The sequence below is a fragment of the Nostoc sp. UHCC 0251 genome, assembly GCF_034932245.1.
GTDB lineage: Bacteria > Cyanobacteriota > Cyanobacteriia > Cyanobacteriales > Nostocaceae > Nostoc.
This window is the reverse complement of the sequence record NZ_JAYGHD010000025.1, coordinates 24,232-40,288: the sequence shown is the minus strand read 5'-3', so window position 1 is coordinate 40,288 and position 16,057 is coordinate 24,232. Positions and strand designations below refer to the sequence as shown.

Annotated in this window: 10 protein-coding genes; 4 read left to right on the top strand and 6 right to left on the bottom strand. The window is 40.9% G+C overall.

Annotation, left to right across the window (positions count from 1 at the left end):
- Positions 1–468 precede the first annotated feature (468 nt).
- From VB740_RS05515 to VB740_RS05505, 3 genes are all read left to right on the top strand, one after another.
- Positions 469–1,515 carry a hypothetical protein gene (locus VB740_RS05515; RefSeq protein ID WP_323199050.1) on the top strand — a complete coding sequence of 349 codons (1,047 nt, stop codon included), beginning with the start codon at positions 469–471 and terminating at the stop codon, positions 1,513–1,515.
- A 376-nt stretch (positions 1,516–1,891) separates the two neighbouring features.
- Positions 1,892–3,706 carry a protein kinase domain-containing protein gene (locus VB740_RS05510; protein ID WP_323199049.1) on the top strand — a complete coding sequence of 605 codons (1,815 nt, stop codon included), beginning with the start codon at positions 1,892–1,894 and terminating at the stop codon, positions 3,704–3,706.
- A 385-nt stretch (positions 3,707–4,091) separates the two neighbouring features.
- On the top strand, positions 4,092–4,310 hold the full coding sequence (locus VB740_RS05505; protein WP_292702546.1) for a hypothetical protein: 219 nt from the start codon (positions 4,092–4,094) through the stop codon (positions 4,308–4,310).
- Positions 4,311–4,361: 51 nt separating this feature from the next.
- Here VB740_RS05505 and ribD read toward each other — a convergent pair whose 3' ends face one another.
- On the bottom strand, positions 4,362–5,588 hold the full coding sequence (ribD, locus tag VB740_RS05500; RefSeq protein ID WP_323199048.1) for a bifunctional diaminohydroxyphosphoribosylaminopyrimidine deaminase/5-amino-6-(5-phosphoribosylamino)uracil reductase RibD: 1,227 nt from the start codon (positions 5,586–5,588) through the stop codon (positions 4,362–4,364).
- A 206-nt stretch (positions 5,589–5,794) separates the two neighbouring features.
- The gene (locus VB740_RS05495) at positions 5,795–6,394 is read right to left on the bottom strand and encodes an MBL fold metallo-hydrolase (RefSeq protein ID WP_323199047.1); all 600 of its coding nucleotides are present in this window, start codon (positions 6,392–6,394) and stop codon (positions 5,795–5,797) included.
- Positions 6,395–7,657: 1,263 nt separating this feature from the next.
- On the opposite strand from VB740_RS05495, the gene VB740_RS05490 reads away from it, so the two are divergent.
- Positions 7,658–8,029 carry a four-helix bundle copper-binding protein gene (locus tag VB740_RS05490; RefSeq protein ID WP_323199046.1) on the top strand — a complete coding sequence of 124 codons (372 nt, stop codon included), beginning with the start codon at positions 7,658–7,660 and terminating at the stop codon, positions 8,027–8,029.
- Positions 8,030–8,121: 92 nt separating this feature from the next.
- Here VB740_RS05490 and VB740_RS05485 read toward each other — a convergent pair whose 3' ends face one another.
- The 4 genes from VB740_RS05485 to VB740_RS05470 all read right to left on the bottom strand — a co-directional run bounded on the left by VB740_RS05485 (position 8,122) and on the right by VB740_RS05470 (position 15,761).
- Positions 8,122–9,777 (bottom strand): type I restriction enzyme subunit R domain-containing protein, encoded by a 1,656-nt coding sequence (locus VB740_RS05485; RefSeq protein ID WP_323199045.1) that lies wholly within the window; start codon positions 9,775–9,777, stop codon positions 8,122–8,124.
- Positions 9,778–9,877: 100 nt separating this feature from the next.
- A complete protein-coding gene (locus VB740_RS05480) occupies positions 9,878–11,959 on the bottom strand; it encodes a class I SAM-dependent DNA methyltransferase (protein ID WP_323199044.1) in 2,082 nt (693 codons plus the stop codon).
- A gap of 320 nt (positions 11,960–12,279) precedes the next feature.
- A complete protein-coding gene (gene modB / locus VB740_RS05475; protein WP_323199043.1) occupies positions 12,280–14,082 on the bottom strand; it encodes a molybdate ABC transporter permease subunit in 1,803 nt (600 codons plus the stop codon).
- A gap of 776 nt (positions 14,083–14,858) precedes the next feature.
- Positions 14,859–15,761 carry a class I SAM-dependent methyltransferase gene (locus VB740_RS05470; protein ID WP_323199042.1) on the bottom strand — a complete coding sequence of 301 codons (903 nt, stop codon included), beginning with the start codon at positions 15,759–15,761 and terminating at the stop codon, positions 14,859–14,861.
- Between the last annotated feature and the right edge of the window lie 296 nt (positions 15,762–16,057).

The following is a 16,057-nucleotide window of genomic DNA, read 5'->3' as shown; positions in this document are numbered from 1 at the left end:
CGGCATAACACACCCTACTGAAATATTTTCAGAAATCAAATATGATTCCTATAGAGGATAAAAATAGAGCAATATAGCAGTTATTAACGGTAATTGCCTCATCATAAAAATTTACAATATCAAGTTAAAGTCACTTGCGGTAAATATTGAGCCAAACTCGTGTTTAAGTGTATATTCGATAACAGATTTTAGAACACCTCAACTTCTTTGGTGTAAAACCAGAATTTGTCCTGCAAAGTCAACACCTAATTAATAACCTGATGTAATACAAACTTGATTAAAGGACTTCCAACTCAAAAAATATTCCATTGCTACTGTGAACCGTCAACAGTCAACAGTCAACGACCTCAAACTGACTTAACCATGTATTATCCAACTTTTTCTCTAGAAGATTCGCTCCATTGGTAAACTGACCATTGTCACTTTCAATCTGTTATTACTATCAAGGAATGAATTTAGGTAGCATTTATGACTAAATATGACAAGGTTTTTAATTCATCAAAGACATCAGAGGAATCGCTAAGTCCAGAGGAAGCGGTGGCGGCGATCGCAACTGTAACTGCGATCGCTGATTCATCTATTGAAGATGTAGATGCAGAAAGTTTAGCGGGTATACTCTGGGAATTCGAGGTTTTTGAGGAATACTCAGAAGATGAAATCGCCGAAATAGTCGATAGACTCATAGGCATTGCAGAAGAAGAGGGAATTGGGCCCCTGTTTAATACCGCCAAAGTATCTCTCTCAGATGAATTAGTGCTGGATGGTTTTGCTGGTGGGGTAATAGTGCTTTTAGACGAAGAACTCGCCATCCCTAAATCGAAACAAGGCTACCTCAAAAAGCTACAAGCAGCCTTGGAACTGGAGGATGAAGAAGCAGAAGAAATCATTAAGGAGGTAATTGCAGCCTTTAAGGAAGCAGAAGAAGAATATGCAGATGATGAAGATGAGACAGTAGTCATAGAAGATTTTAGTGAACAGACATATCAATCTCCTTTAGGTAATTTTACTGTACCGATTCCGGTTGATCCGCAGCAAGGCGGTAGAATTCAAAGTCAGGAAGGAGTAGTTGGCTTTTCCGATGACATCGGTACTTTGCTGAGAATCGATTATTATCCTTTCCCTCTAGAACAGCTAGAGGAACTGGAGTCTGTTGGACAAGAAGAATATTTACAAACGATCTTAGTAGACAAGTATGTGCCCCAGGCGATTTTTGCCAATGTCCCAGATGCTTCTGTGGAGTATAGCGAATATCTGGCAGACACTTTGCGAGGCGCTTACTACGTGTTAATCGATATGCCCAAAGGTTCAACGATCTCTAAGCAAGAAAATAATGGAACTGCTATGAGATTAGATGCGTACCGGGGGCTACTTACCTTTATCAGTGGTGAATTTTTGTATATAGTCAGTAGTCAGCACAGCTTTATTAACGGCGAAACTCCCGATTCCCTTGAAGAAGAAGCTGAAGATATCAAGGAGAGTATTTTAGAGTTTGTTGAGACTATAGAGTTCAATTAAGTAGGTAATTCTAATAATATTGCTCAAATCACAGATGCGATCGCATCTGTGACTTCCATGCTTTTTTGATGGTGAAGTTTACTAAAGTACAGCATCTCATTAATTCATAGCAAATTAAATTTGGTAATACCCTCCAATGACAATGCCTCGGTGGCCTTGTTAATGCGTCGGCTTGCATTAAAAACGCTACGCGGCGCAGCCTCTTGTAAAGAAGTGCTACCCCTACGCTAAACAAATTTACGCCATCGGAGACGGATGGTGTTCTTAATTCAGTGTTCATAACTGATGAACTCATGTGATGTACATTTGAGAAGGGCGATGTCTGACGACAAGCCCAGAGGCGGAATGTCTCCGGTGTCTACGCTTGTGATTTTTCATGACTTTAACCCTGCTAAACAATCGCTATCAAGTTATCCAGGTAATCGGTGCTGGTGGGTTTGGCGAAACCTTTCTGGCAGAAGATGTGCATATGCCTTCTCGCCGCCGTTGTGTAATCAAACAACTAAAACCGATAACTAATAATGATCCGCAAGCCTACCAGCTTATCCAACAACGGTTTGAACGGGAAGCCGCAACCTTAGAGTATTTGGGTGAAAGTAGTAACCAAATACCTAAACTCTACGCCTACTTTTCTGAGAACGGGCAGTTTTACCTCGTCCAAGAATGGATTCATGGTCAAACCCTAACAAACATTGTCGAAGCCAAAGGATTTGAGAGTGAAACTGCTGTTCGGCAAATTCTGTTGAGTCTGCTTCCAGTCTTAGATTATGTCCACAGCAAAGGCATTATCCACCGGGATATTAAGCCTGAGAACATTATTCTTCGTTCTGTTGATGGCAAACCAGTTTTGATTGATTTTGGCGCAGTCAAAGAAACAATTCGTTCAGTGGTGAATTCTCCAGGATACCCCACGCGATCGCTCGTGATTGGTACGCCTGGCTATATGCCGAGTGAACAAGCCGTTGGCCGCCCAGTTTATGCCACTGATATCTACAGCTTAGGTTTAACGGCGATTTATCTGCTGACTGGCAAACACCCGCAAGAACTAGCAACTGATCTCAAAACTGGGGAAATACTTTGGCAGCAGCACGCCCCTAATGTCTCTTCCCAATTAGCGGCGATCCTGAATCAAGCAATTAAACCTCATGCTGGCGATCGCTACAGTACTGCGAGTAAAATGCTACACGCTTTGCAGTCTGCTAGTAATATGCCTCCTGAGTTAGCTGGAAATACTCCCACAGTCAGTTTTTCTCCGGCTGCTACATCGACTCGACAAACCCAGGCATTGTATTCCCCGCAGAAAAATTCTGCGTTAGCGAAGCTCACCGAAGGTATCGCATCTCCTAGAAACTGGCAAAAACCTGCTGTGATTGTTGGTAGTTTGCTGATCGGCGGTTTACTTAGTGCAGTAGCAATTTCTAACATCACTCGTCAGCAACAACCAGAAACAACCATTGCCACAAGTCCTACCCCATCGCTAGAATCTTCTCCAACTCCTGTATCTACCGAACCGCCCATTTCTTCCCAAACTTCTCCAGTCCCAGTTATACCAACCTCACGACGACAGCCAGTAATTCCCGAACCTCTGCCAACCTCTGATCCCCCAGTATTCATACCACAGCCAGAAAGAGAGCCTGTAATTTCAGAGGCTCCAGCACCAGTATCTACACCACAGCCAGAACCAGAAAATATTGCATCTCCTAAACCAGAAGCGCCTTCAGTACCAGAAAACAACGATCAGCCGCCTAGTAGGCAAAGTGTTCCCGCTTTTCCTACAGGTACACCAAGAAGCACCGTAGAAGCGGCCCTCGGCAAACCAAATAAAGATTTAAGAGGTGTATGGGGCAATACCCGTGCTGTTGTTTACAAACTAGTGCCAAACAAAATTGACCTTGGTTACTTATTTGATCGTAATTCTAAAGTCCTGCGTCAAACTGAGGTATCTTTTGCCCAATCGGTAGACTCGCAGGTAATGGAGGCTACCTTGAATGGATTGTTAAATGGGCAAGCCACTGAAGAAATTAAGCAGGGACTCAAACAGGTACAACAGCGCCAGTCGGATAATTTTAGGTTTAAGAAAGGCTCAGTTAAGGGTCAGATTATCCGCCAAGAATGTAATTTTATTTACATCAGCATTTGGGATGAAAATTTACATGATTTTGTGAGACCATCTACAGCCAGAAGGTGTTAATTTACTGGTAAACATTGTTCTCAAAATGTTAAATATTTGTATCCTATTAGACAGATTCAGGATTCAATATAGCTCTTAAAAGACTTGGTTTTCGTGGGCTATAATCAAGACAATTTCGGTCTTCCCAAGCACAAAAACCCAGTTTTTAGAATTAGTGTATTTGTTTTCAAATCTATCTTTCCCATGCCCAATGCCCAATCTCCAATGCCCAATCCCCAATAACCATTTTCAAAACTGAGTTTCAAATTCTTAATCTTCATAAAGTTATAAATACCATTATTAAGTTTTTAATAATACTTGTCTCAGCTTCTACATTCATGTCGTAAAGTGCCATTGTAATTGTGTAATCTGAAGACAACTAAGCTAATTATTCAATTGAGGTCTGATGACTCCTACAATCATGCGTCAGCTTTGGTCAGTGGTTGAAACTGCCCAAGCCAAGCTCCTCTTACAACTGGATGATGCTAGCTTGGTGCAGTGGTTAGTGAAACAAACCGAAACGCAAGTGTTGTTAGATTCTAACGAAACTGATTTTCTGTGCCACTACATTCAATCTCGGCTAGCCCTTATACGTGATCTTGCCCATGAACGCCAGTGTTCATGATGTCTACGGCGGGCTACGCCAACGCAAAATCACGATAAATTGATTTGATAGTCAAGAGTTATTACTATTGACTATTGGCTTTTGGGGAAAATAACCTTCCACTAAGCAGTCAGAGCCGACTACACGCCAACGAACCCGTTCTAGAGACAACGCCTCAGTCATGGTAGTAAAACCTAAATCGCCCACAGGTGTGGGAGCAATGCTACCACCAATGATTTTCGGGGCAATAAATGCCAGAACCTTTTGCACTGCTCCTTGAGCGATCGCACTAGCAGCTAAGGTTCCACCACATTCCCATAAGACGCTACAAAAACCCCGCTCATACAAGTACGCCATTGCCTTATCTGGTGTAAGTGATATTAATTCCACCACTTCCACCCCCTGCTTGAGCAACAGTTTTTGGAAGTTGGGATTAGCACCCTTCTCTGTCAACACCAAAGTGGGAGCATCCGCAGTTTGCCAGAGATGGGCACTTTCCGGTAAGTTGAGATGGCGGCTCATCACCACCCGCAGGGGATTATGTGCCTCCACCTGACGGGTGGTTAAGTAAGGATTATCTTGTCGGACTGTATTACCGCCGACAATTATGGCATCGCAAGCCGCCCGCAACTGATGTACTTCAGTGCGGGCTTCTTGGCTTGTCACCCAGGCGCTATGACCAGAGGTAGTAGCAATTTTGCCGTCTAAAGTCATGGCATATTTTAAAATTCCCAAAGGTCGTTTGTAGAGAATGCGATGCACAAAAGCTTCATTTAGCTGATGACAAGCTGACTCTTCTACTCCTACCAATACTTCGATCCCCGCCGCACGTAAACGGGCAATACCACCTCCAGCTACGAGTGGATTGGGGTCAACCATACCCACTACTACTTTTGCCACCCCTGCTTGGATCAATCCTTCTGAACACGGGGGAGTACGCCCATAATGATTGCAAGGTTCAAGTGACACATAGATTGTTGCACCACGAGCGCGATCGCCTGCTGCCCTCAAGGCAAATACTTCTGCATGAGGCTCACCTGCACGAGGATGAAAGCCTTCACCCACAATCTCGCCATCCTTGACAATCACCGCTCCTACTAATGGATTTGGCGAAGTCCGTCCTAAAGCGCGGCGAGCAAGTTCCAAGCACCGCAGCATCATGCGAGAGTCAAAGTCACTTCCGATCTTTTCCTTTGGTGGTGAATTCAATCCAACTGCTGGCTCCACTAGATGTATACTTTCCTGAGTGTAATTTGCTAAGGATGCATCTGCTTGAGCGACCACTGGGGAATTATCCATAATTTTAGGCGATCGCGCAGCCTTTCCACAGAAGAATCGCGCTTTGCTCGTTAAACAGAGTTAAATCCAGGCGCTATTATTGGTTATCTCAGCTTATGTAATATTTCGCTCAACCATGATCTCATTGTTGGGCAGCGATCGCCCCTTAACCTCTACTTTTCAAGCTCCAAAATCTTGACTTTGCTGATAGCGATCGCCCCACCCATTTACAGCGTCGCTACAAGTTCCTTTAAGCGATCACGTCCATCACGGAAGACAGGCCAGCCATCCCCCACCAGCACTGCTTCTACCCGACTCAGTTGAGCCAACCTCTGCACAGAAGCAACAGCCTCCTCTCGATTCAGCAGTTTGTCATCTGGCAATATAGTTAAACTACCTGCTTTGCGTGCCCTGACTAAATCTCCTGTGATCAAAGTTGTCTCCTCCAGTAACATAGCCAATTCACCGGGAGTTTTCGAGCCTTGGAGTTCAATCACCTTCAGTCCTGGCACAAACTCTTCACCGTCAGACAGCCAGCGATCGCAAGCTATAGGAAAAGTGTCTTTTTCCGCCACAGGGCCGGCTACCTTAGCGTATGTTTGATCGGCAATTTCTTTACTTGCCCTGACATGCTCAGAATTCGTCAGCACAATCCAAGCTACACCACCGAGGGATTTCAAATGATTCCAATCGTGGTTTGATAGGGCTACTGGGTCAATCAAGATGTTGCCATCTGGGCGAATCCAGGCAATCCCATTGAAATCAATATTTCTTGCCGGATTGAAATTAGACCAGCTATAGAGATCGGGACGGTGCAAAGATTTCATGATGATTCTGGATTAGTACTTCAGTAATTGACTATTAATATCAATAATTAAGTATATAGATTATAAGGTTGCATTCCCTCTATCTCTGGAATTTGATTATACTACGATAATCTTATCAACATTATGTGTTTTATTGGCTTTAGAGAAATTCCTGCATCACCGCAGTAGAGATCAACGGAAATATAGCGGTTCTTCTATTGGTAAGGTACAGAAACAATAATTAACCACAGATAAACGCAGATATTCGTAGGGACACGGCAATACCGTATCCTTAGCCCTGTAACTCATTCAAATAAGGGACTTCCAAGAAATAAATTATCCAATCTTGTGGGGTGGGCATCTTGCCCGCCTTTGACTATGGGCTATCGTGTCGCCCACCCCACAATAAATAGTTGTATATTTTTTTATTTGGAAGTCCCTAAGAATCGCTATAGTGCAAATGAATTTTAAAAACCGAATAGTTAGCGCATTACTTAATTACAGCCCCAGAAATCTGGTCAGATAGTAATGGTAAATTTTATATTTTTGTTGCTGTATAAGCACAGGTATTACAAAAATTAGCAAGATTTACAAGTTGATTTAGAAAATGCTCTAGCTTGAAAATTAGCTATGGAGCAATAGGCGTGAGAAAAACCGAATTTAATTATGAATTGTAAACTTTATTGATATTAACTAAGTATAGGTTTTGATCTCAAGTCCAGTTAATCACTTATGATTACCGCATCTGTGCAAAAATCGGAAAAGCCCACTGCTGTCTAAATGATAAGCCTTCACCCTGAAACGTTATGAGGCCCTACTTGCAAAGACAGCTTTATTTCTGCTGAGGTATAAATCTCCAGAGGAAACATAATTACGAATTACGAATTTTTAAGGGTGTCTATTCTCGATTTAATAAAAGTTAATAATTACTGTGTTAATATAATTTCATAAATACTTTTTTGAAGGATTTGTCACGAAAAGATGACATTAGTTGTTATCCAGATTATAACTCTAACTTTTGATCCCCAATGGAAAAATTGACTTGCTCAATTAAACCCCACTCTAGAACGAGAGTATCTAAAGGTTAATGTATAAGAATAACCACAAAAACAACACTAAACTTCTGTAGAATTTGGACAAATTCCGGTAATTATATCGGGATACTAGGCTTCTAAATTCTGGATTAAAAACTCCCATTGACTCCTTAGAAGGATAGAACTAAGTTATAAGTAGTCCTTCCAAGGACACTTCGTTAGTGCATCAAAAAATCAAGAGGTATTTCCTATGATGATGATGATGACTGAAACTATGACTGCTGAAATGCAAACCTGCATGGAAGCTTGTATGGAATGTCACAAAATGTGCATGGAAACCATGACTTACTGCATGGCCAAAGATGGTAAGCACATGGATAGCAACATGATGAGCATGATGAGCATGATGCGCGATTGTTCTGAAATGTGCATGATGTGCATGAATATGATGATGAGCGGTTCTGAGTTCATGGAACGCACTTGTATGCTCTGCGCTGAAATGTGCGATCGCTGTGCAATGGCTTGTGAAATGATGAGCGATGATGCGAAAATGATGCAATGTGCTGCTGCTTGCCGCAAGTGTGCGGAGTCTTGTAGAAGTATGCACATGATGCCCGCATAATTCCCCTAACTAGCAGAAGTTTCTCTGCAACCTAATATTCAAGCGCCCAGACTCTTTGAGCCTGGGCGCTTGAAGTAATTTAATCCTTTTTGTTAGCTGAACTCTTGTGTCAACCTTGTATACACTTTCCTCAGCATCCACTCTTTGACTACTTCACCAAAATCTTTAAAATCTATGATTTTGGTAAAAATATCTTGATTTAAATCCATTCGCTCAATCAGCTTTGTCAGAAATACATCCTCAAAGCCATATTTAAAGTTCTGAATTGAGTTACTTTTGGCTTGTTGTGATAATGTCTTATCCTGAACTAGTGCTTCTTCAATTTGGCTGAAAAAATATTTGTCTGCTTCAGTAAAATCAGTTCTAAATCTTTTGTTGAGAATATCGATAATCTCTGAAAGTTTAGCCTGTTCTTCTTTATCTCTTGGTATGCCAGCTTCGGTTATAGGTTGTAGAGATAAGTCTGTATTTTTTTCTAAGACTATCTGACCTTCTCGGATTTTTTGTAATCGATAATATTCTAGTGCAACTTCGTCAATAAGTTTAAAAGCTTCGCTTTGGCTAAGTTTTGGTAATTTGGTTTGCAAAAGACGAGTAAAAGCATAAAATTTTTCTAGTTCTCCATCTGCAAATGGCATAATTTGTGCCAAAAATGCATATAATCTGATAAATGCGGTTAGACTATTTTTAAACTCATCTTGCTGTTCTTCACTTAAACCTTTAAAACGGTCTACAGCAGGATCAATAAAGGAATGCAGTCTACTTTGATCTTGATTATTTACCTTTTCCTGAGACTTAAAAAATATCTTTGCAAAAGCATCTACCTCACTAGTCCAGATAATCTGGTAGTTCTCTAATCTATTTTTTAAATCATACAGTCTGTTAGGATCTGTTGTTGCTATTAGTGTTGTTTGTTCATAATAAGGCTGGAAAGCATCAATAATTTCCTGCTCATTATTAGCAAAATCTAAAACAAAAGTGTCTTCCTTACCGGGACAAGTGCGATTTAAGCGAGAGAGGGTTTGTACAGCTTTGACACCAGAAAGTTTTTTATCTACATACATGGTGTGCAATAATGGCTGGTCGAAACCAGTTTGATACTTGTCTGCTACAATCAAGAGTTGATATTCAACCGTTTCAAATTTGTCGGGTAGTTCTTTTTCACCAAAGCCGTTGATATCAGATTCAGTGTACTCGATATAAGTTTCCCTATCGGTAAAAGCAGTAAAGGCTACTAATGCTTTTATGTCTGCATAACCTTGTTTCTGTAAATAGTTGTCGAATTCTTCTTTATAGCGGATTACATGGGGTCGAGAAGCTGTAACCACCATTGCTTTAGCTTTACCGCCAATTTTATGCATCACACATTGGCGAAAATGCTCGATAATAACTTGAGTTTTTTGGGCTAGGTTGTGTGGATGGAGTGATAAAAATTTAGCGATCGCTCGACTCGTTTTCTTTTTAGAAATGTTAGGATCGTCTGCGATCGCCTTATTGATTTTGAAGAAAGTTCTGTAAGTTGTGTAATTTTGCAACACATCCATAATGAAACCTTCTTCAATTGCCTGCCGCATGGAATACAGATGAAAAGGTTCTGTTTGCCCTTGGGAGTTCATGTGGCCAAAGTCTTCTAAGGTTTTTGGCTTGGGTGTGGCTGTGAAGGCAAAGAAGCTCAAATTTAGTTGTTTACCACGGGCACGCATCGACTTGCGGATGTTATCTTCAATATCATCTTCCTCGTTAACCATGCTTTCTTGTTTGGCTCTTGCAAGCAGAATTTTATCCTAATGACTGACCAATTACTGGGGAGTTCTTCAGTCCATTGCAGAGAGCTTTTAGAATCTCGGATCATAGTTTTAGATCCTCCTCTAACATTCCCTGAATCTCCTCTTCTAAATCCTTAATCTCCTGCTCAATCTCCTCCAAAGGTCGTGGCGGCACATATTCATAAAAATGCCGCGTAAAAGGTATCTCATACCCGATTCTCGTCTTACTTTCATCAACCCATGCATCCGGCACATGGGGTAATACTTCCCGCTTTACATACTTCTTAATATCATCTTTCAACGCTACATTTTCATAATCTCTCAAATCTGTATCCGGTTCAGGATTACCATCTTTATCAGTACAGATATCAGCAATTTCATCACGTTCAGCTAAAGCATTCATAATCGCTTTTTTCACTGGGGCTGAAACTTTTACATCAGCCGCTTTGAGTGCACTCGTCAAATCTTTTTCAAACTCATCCCGATTTTTATAGAGACAATCTGCACCCAAAGTACGCAACGCTTCTTTAATTGACTCCTGTAATTCCTTCCCTTCCTCAATCTCTCGTAAAGCTATCCCACCCCGTTTTTTAGATTCAGCCAAATTCACAAAAGCGGTTTCAGTTTCTAGCTTGGCTATGCGTTCCTCACTGACTTGAAAATTTAATCTTAGCGGACGTTCTACCGTAATCCGCCAATAGCCAAAGTCTTCGTTATCGAAAATCTTACTAACAATGACATCCTGTTCTTTGCCATCCACCTCAACTTTGCGTTTAGCATTGTCTTGAAACTCACCATAAATTCGGGTTATTTCCTCAATTTGATTGGGCTTACCATCTTCACCATTACCAATTTCATTACGCTTATTTCCCAAACTACGACTCATTTTTTTGTAATAATAAATTGCGTTAATTAGCTGTATTTTACCTTTGCGCTCTGGAGTTTTATAATTAGTGACAATCCAAATATATGTATAAATTCCAGTATTATAAAATAATTGGTCAGGCAGTGCTGTAATAGCTTCTAACATATCATTTTCAATAATCCATTTGCGAATATCACTTTCGCCACTGCCAGCACTTCCAGAAAAAAGCGGGGAACCGTTAAATACAATAGCAATTCTAGAACCGCCATCATCCCGCTTCATCTTAGAAATCATGTGTTGTAGAAACAGAAAAGAACCATCTGATATTCTGGGCAACCCTGCTCCAAAACGTCCATCAAATCCTTTCTTTTCATACTCGTTTTTGACGTATGTTAGTACTTTCTTCCATTCCACACCAAAGGGTGGATTAGATAACATATAGTCAAATGTTTCGTGTGGCAACCCGTCAGTAGTGAAAGTATTGCCAAACTTAATATTGCTGATATTCTGACCTTTAATCAACATATCAGATTTACATATTGCGTAGGATTCTGGGTTAATTTCCTGACCAAAAACTACAGGCTTAGAGTTTTGCTTAAGTTCTTTAATGTACTCTTCTGCTAAAGACAACATCCCACCTGTTCCACAAGCAGGGTCATAGATGGTTTTCACAATGCCTTCTTGAGTTAGAATATCTCTGTCATTAAGAAACAGCAGGTTTACCATCAGTCGAATTACTTCACGCGGTGTAAAGTGTTCCCCTGCGGTCTCATTAGACAATTCTGAAAACTTGCGAATCAACTCCTCAAAAAGATAGCCCATCTCTATGCTATTTACTTCATCTGGATGGAGATTGATATCAGCAAAGTTTTTAACAATTAAAAATAGTAGATTTGCTTCATCTAAACGATTAATTTGGTCAGTAAAGTTAAAATATTCAATAATTTCTCGTCCGGCAACGGAGAAGCCATTAATAAAGTTTTTTAAATTAGCAGCTACATTATCTGGATCTGCTTTAAGTTTTTGAAAAGTAAACTGGCTAATGTTGTGAAAAGTTACGCCAGCTTTTTGGTTGAGTAACGGCTCTGGATTCTTCAAATCTTTCATGGACTTTACTTTTGTTTCGTAAAAGTCCATAACTTCTGTCTTCGTTGGCTCTAAAACACAGTCTAAACGGCGTAACACTGTGAACGGTAATATGACTTTACCATAGTCAGCTTGCTTATAATCACCGCGTAAAAGTTCAGCAATACTCCAAATAAAACCGGCAAGCTTTCTTACTTTTTCCGTTCGAGACATTAAAAACTCCAGGGTAGACTTATCAACTGTAATGTATTGGAAGCCAGCTAACTCACATTTTGCACCAGACGACTGGAAGTTGCAGCTATAAAGACATATTAGATATCTTGCACCAATACAAAACTTGCCCTCATCCCCCAACCCCTTCTCCCAAATTGGGAGAAGGGGAGGCAATTTCAAAGTCCCTCTTCCAAGCTTGGGAGAGGGATTTAGGGAGAGGGCAAGGATTCATACAATAAGTCTATTGATTGTCACAATCATCTTATCCTCTGTGCCCCTCTAGTTTTTCAAACTTCCCTATATCCCGTATATCTCTGCGTTCATTCCATCAAAATTAACCGCAGAGGATCTAAACGCACATACCAAGGAAAAGGTTGATCTTTCATAGTCGCCCATTTTTCTTTGAAAACTTCAGCTTGCAGATGATAATCTTGAGAATTCTTAGCAGCCGAATGTAGTTTGAGAAACAACGTCATCCGGTGTGGCGTTTCACTTGTTCGCACTAACCAGCAGGGAAAGGTATTTTCCTGTGATGAGTCGTTGGTAAAAATGAACTGATGGGCACGAATGCCGATGTGGGATAATTCGCTTTTTACAGGTTCAATTACTTGGAGAGTACAACCCCAATCAATCGCTTCTACCTGTTGAGATGACTGAAGAACAGCACGGGAGAAGTTTTTACATCCGGTAAGTTGGGCGACACTCACAGTAGCTGGATGCTGGAAAATATCATGTTTGCTGCCATAATGAACGGCTCTACCATGCTCCAATACCAACAGATTCGGGCAAATCCGATAAGCTTCTTCCATATTATGGGTGACAAATAGAGCCACACCTTGATAGTCAGCAAGAGTTTCTGTCATTTGCTGTTCTAATTGACTACGCAGATGGGTATCAAGTGCTGAAAACGGTTCATCTAAAAGCAGGGCTTCCGGTTGACTTGCTAATGCTCTTGCCAAAGCTACCCGTTGTTGTTGGCCCCCTGAGAGTTGGTGCGGATAGCGATCGCCTAATCCCTGCAACTGCATCGCGATTAATTGCTCCTCCACCTGCACCCGAATACTTCCAGCAGATAGTTTTTTGGGCAAGCCGAAAGCGATATTTTGCGCCACACTCATGTGTGGAAAGAGAGCGTAATTCTGCACTAAAAAACCGATGCGGCGATCGCGGCTGGGTAAATTAATTCCTTGCTCTGAGTCAAACAGAACTCTGCCATTTAAAACTATGCGTCCACTAGAGGGTGTTTCTATCCCCGCAAGGCAGCGCAAAATCATGCTCTTACCTGCTCCAGAACCCCCTAACAATCCCAAGGGTTGCTCATCAGAAGTAAAAGCAACTTTTAAATCAAAGCTAGGAAGAATTTTTTCAATATTGACAAACAATCCACCAGATTCAAAGTTAGAGTCTGGGGTGTAGAGAATTTCTCCCCCTGCTCCCTGCCCCCTGCCCCCTACTCCCCTCCCCTTTTCCCTCAATTCTTGCCAGAAGTTGACTGCAATAATTCCAGATAGAGAAATCACCATAATTGCGATCGCCCAGAACCAAGCCTCGTTCATTGCTCCCGCTTCCACCGCAAAATAAATCGCCATTGGGATTGTCTGTGTTTGTCCGGGAATATTACCAGCCAGCATTAACGTTGCGCCGAATTCTCCCAAAGCACGCGCAAAAGCGAGCATTGTGGCGGCGACAATACCGGGTACTGCTAAGGGTAAACTGATGCGCCAAAAGATTGTAGTTTCGCTTGCACCAAGAGTTCTAGCTACTCGCAGCAGATTACCATCTATTTGTTCAAAGGCTCCCAGTGCAGTTTTATACATTAAAGGGAAAGAAACTACCGTGGCTGCGATCGCTGCACCGTACCAAGTAAAGACGATAGTGAAGTCAAAAGCCTGCATCAGCTTCCCTACAGGACCATTTTTGCCAAAAAATAGCAGCAACAAGAAACCGACAACCGTAGGCGGTAAAATCAGTGGCGCAATAAAGATACTCTCAATCAACGATTTACCTTTGCCACGATATCCCAGCATCCAGTAGGCAGCAGCGATACCCAAGAAAAATGTGATAAATGTAGCAAGTAATGAAGTTTTGAGTGATATCCAAAGAGGCGAAAAATCCAATGGCATAGTTGCGGAGGGAAGAATTAGCTCAACTAATCCCTAATTTACCAACTTTAGTTAAAACATGTTGGTAAAAGTTGGTAGATTACATTTATTTAGGACTTACGCACTGTACAAATGCATCGTGATGTGAATTACCTAAAATAGCAAGTTTTCAGGCTTTTCTTAATTATCCTGCGATGCCTACGGCGGGAAACTACGTAAATAGACCATGCTGTAGGGGCACAGCATTGCTCATTGGTGTCAACTTAAGCTAAAAGTAACTTAACTGTTAGTTAACTCACCCGCCTAGAACTTTAGTTCTAGGCTAATGGCTAAAGTCTACTGAAGTAGACTAAAGATGTTTCGGATTATTTAGTCATCTTTAGATGACTTTCGCTATTATTCTTGGAACTTCAGTTCCTTGCGGGACATAGTTTTTACGTTAAGTTGACACTTATGAGCAATGCTGTGCCCTTACGAAAGATATGGTTTTTAACCTGGAATCATATTTGGTATTTATTGTCAATGCATAAGTCCTATTATTGTCAAAATAAAAGCACAACATTGTTGTGCTTTCCTAGTTCCTTTGTATTCGGTTCATGGAGTCTCTTGCAAAAGCCCCTAACACCCCACCCCCAAACCCTCCCCGCTCTTCGGGAAAGAAAACAAAGCGTAGCTTTGGCGGGGTGGGGTTCTTATCACAAAGAGTAATGAAAATTTCTTGTCCCTACTCCCCACTCCCTACTCCCTACTCCCTATTTTCAAGGTAAGTCTATGGTGACAAAAAAATACTTTCTTAATTAGTCCAGTTGAGTGCTGTAGGCGCTAAAGCCATAAGCCAAAGTTTCTTTTAAAGCATCTGATGGCTTAAGGCTTCTATTGATGGCATTAGCAAACGGCACTGGAATTCCTTTAATCGTTTCTGGCAATATTGCATATTCTTGCGTTGGTTCGACACTGTATTGCGGACACTTCGCTTTTATTCCAGCAGTCGCTAACATTTCATTTATTTCAGCAGATGTATATTGCTTGAGATAAACTGGATTTCTCACAAATGGATTCAGCCTTCTGATAAAATTATGGATAACATGAGAAGGACAAGACTTGTTGTGAAAGGAATGATTAAAAACGAAAATCCCACCAGGTTTTAGTACGCGAGATATATCAGCTAGCAAATTTCTTAACTGTGCATCTGGGATATGCATAAAGACGCAGTTAGAAATTACCAAATCTATAGAATTATCTTCTAAAGGCATGATTTCAGCCGAATTGCAAATTAAGTTAAATTCAGCTTCAGGAAAAAAATTATATTCTTGTTTAACCTTAATTAACCGCCGTAACAACGGTTCAGAAATATCAATTCCATAATATTTTTCGCATTTTAAATTTTTAGCTTTAGATAGATGTAAAGGTGCGCGACCATAACCACAACCAATCTCTAAAATAGAACCAACAGATTTATTCAATGGAAATTTGTTCCAAGTACCTCCAGGTGTGCCAGTTAATAGAGTGTAATCTTGTTTGATGGGCGATGTCTCTGCAAGTTTTTCAACTTTTTGGGAACCATAGTATGTTTTACCAATTGCGTCCCATCTTTTTTTATGTTGAGTATTATTCAATTGTTCATAGTCGTTAGGAAAGTAAATTCCATCTCGTAATTCAAAATCATTCAGATTGGATTTTATATTTGCTAATTGAGACATTATGATTATTCCTCACGAATAGTTAATTATGTTTCCTGTTATACTCTTAACTCAGCATTAACCGCAAGCGATTTTTACTGAATTACTCCACCTTAGCCTTTCTCAAAGTCTATAACTGTTTTTAATTCAATGGAATATGGTTCGTAGACTAACACAGCTATGCTACCAAAGCACGTATTGTATCCATAGGCGCGTAGCGGCTAATTTTACGAGTTCTCCAACGGAGTACCCTACGGGTACGAAAACCGTTGTAATAGACACCCGTCATCTGATGAGAGCGGCAAGTTCGTATACAT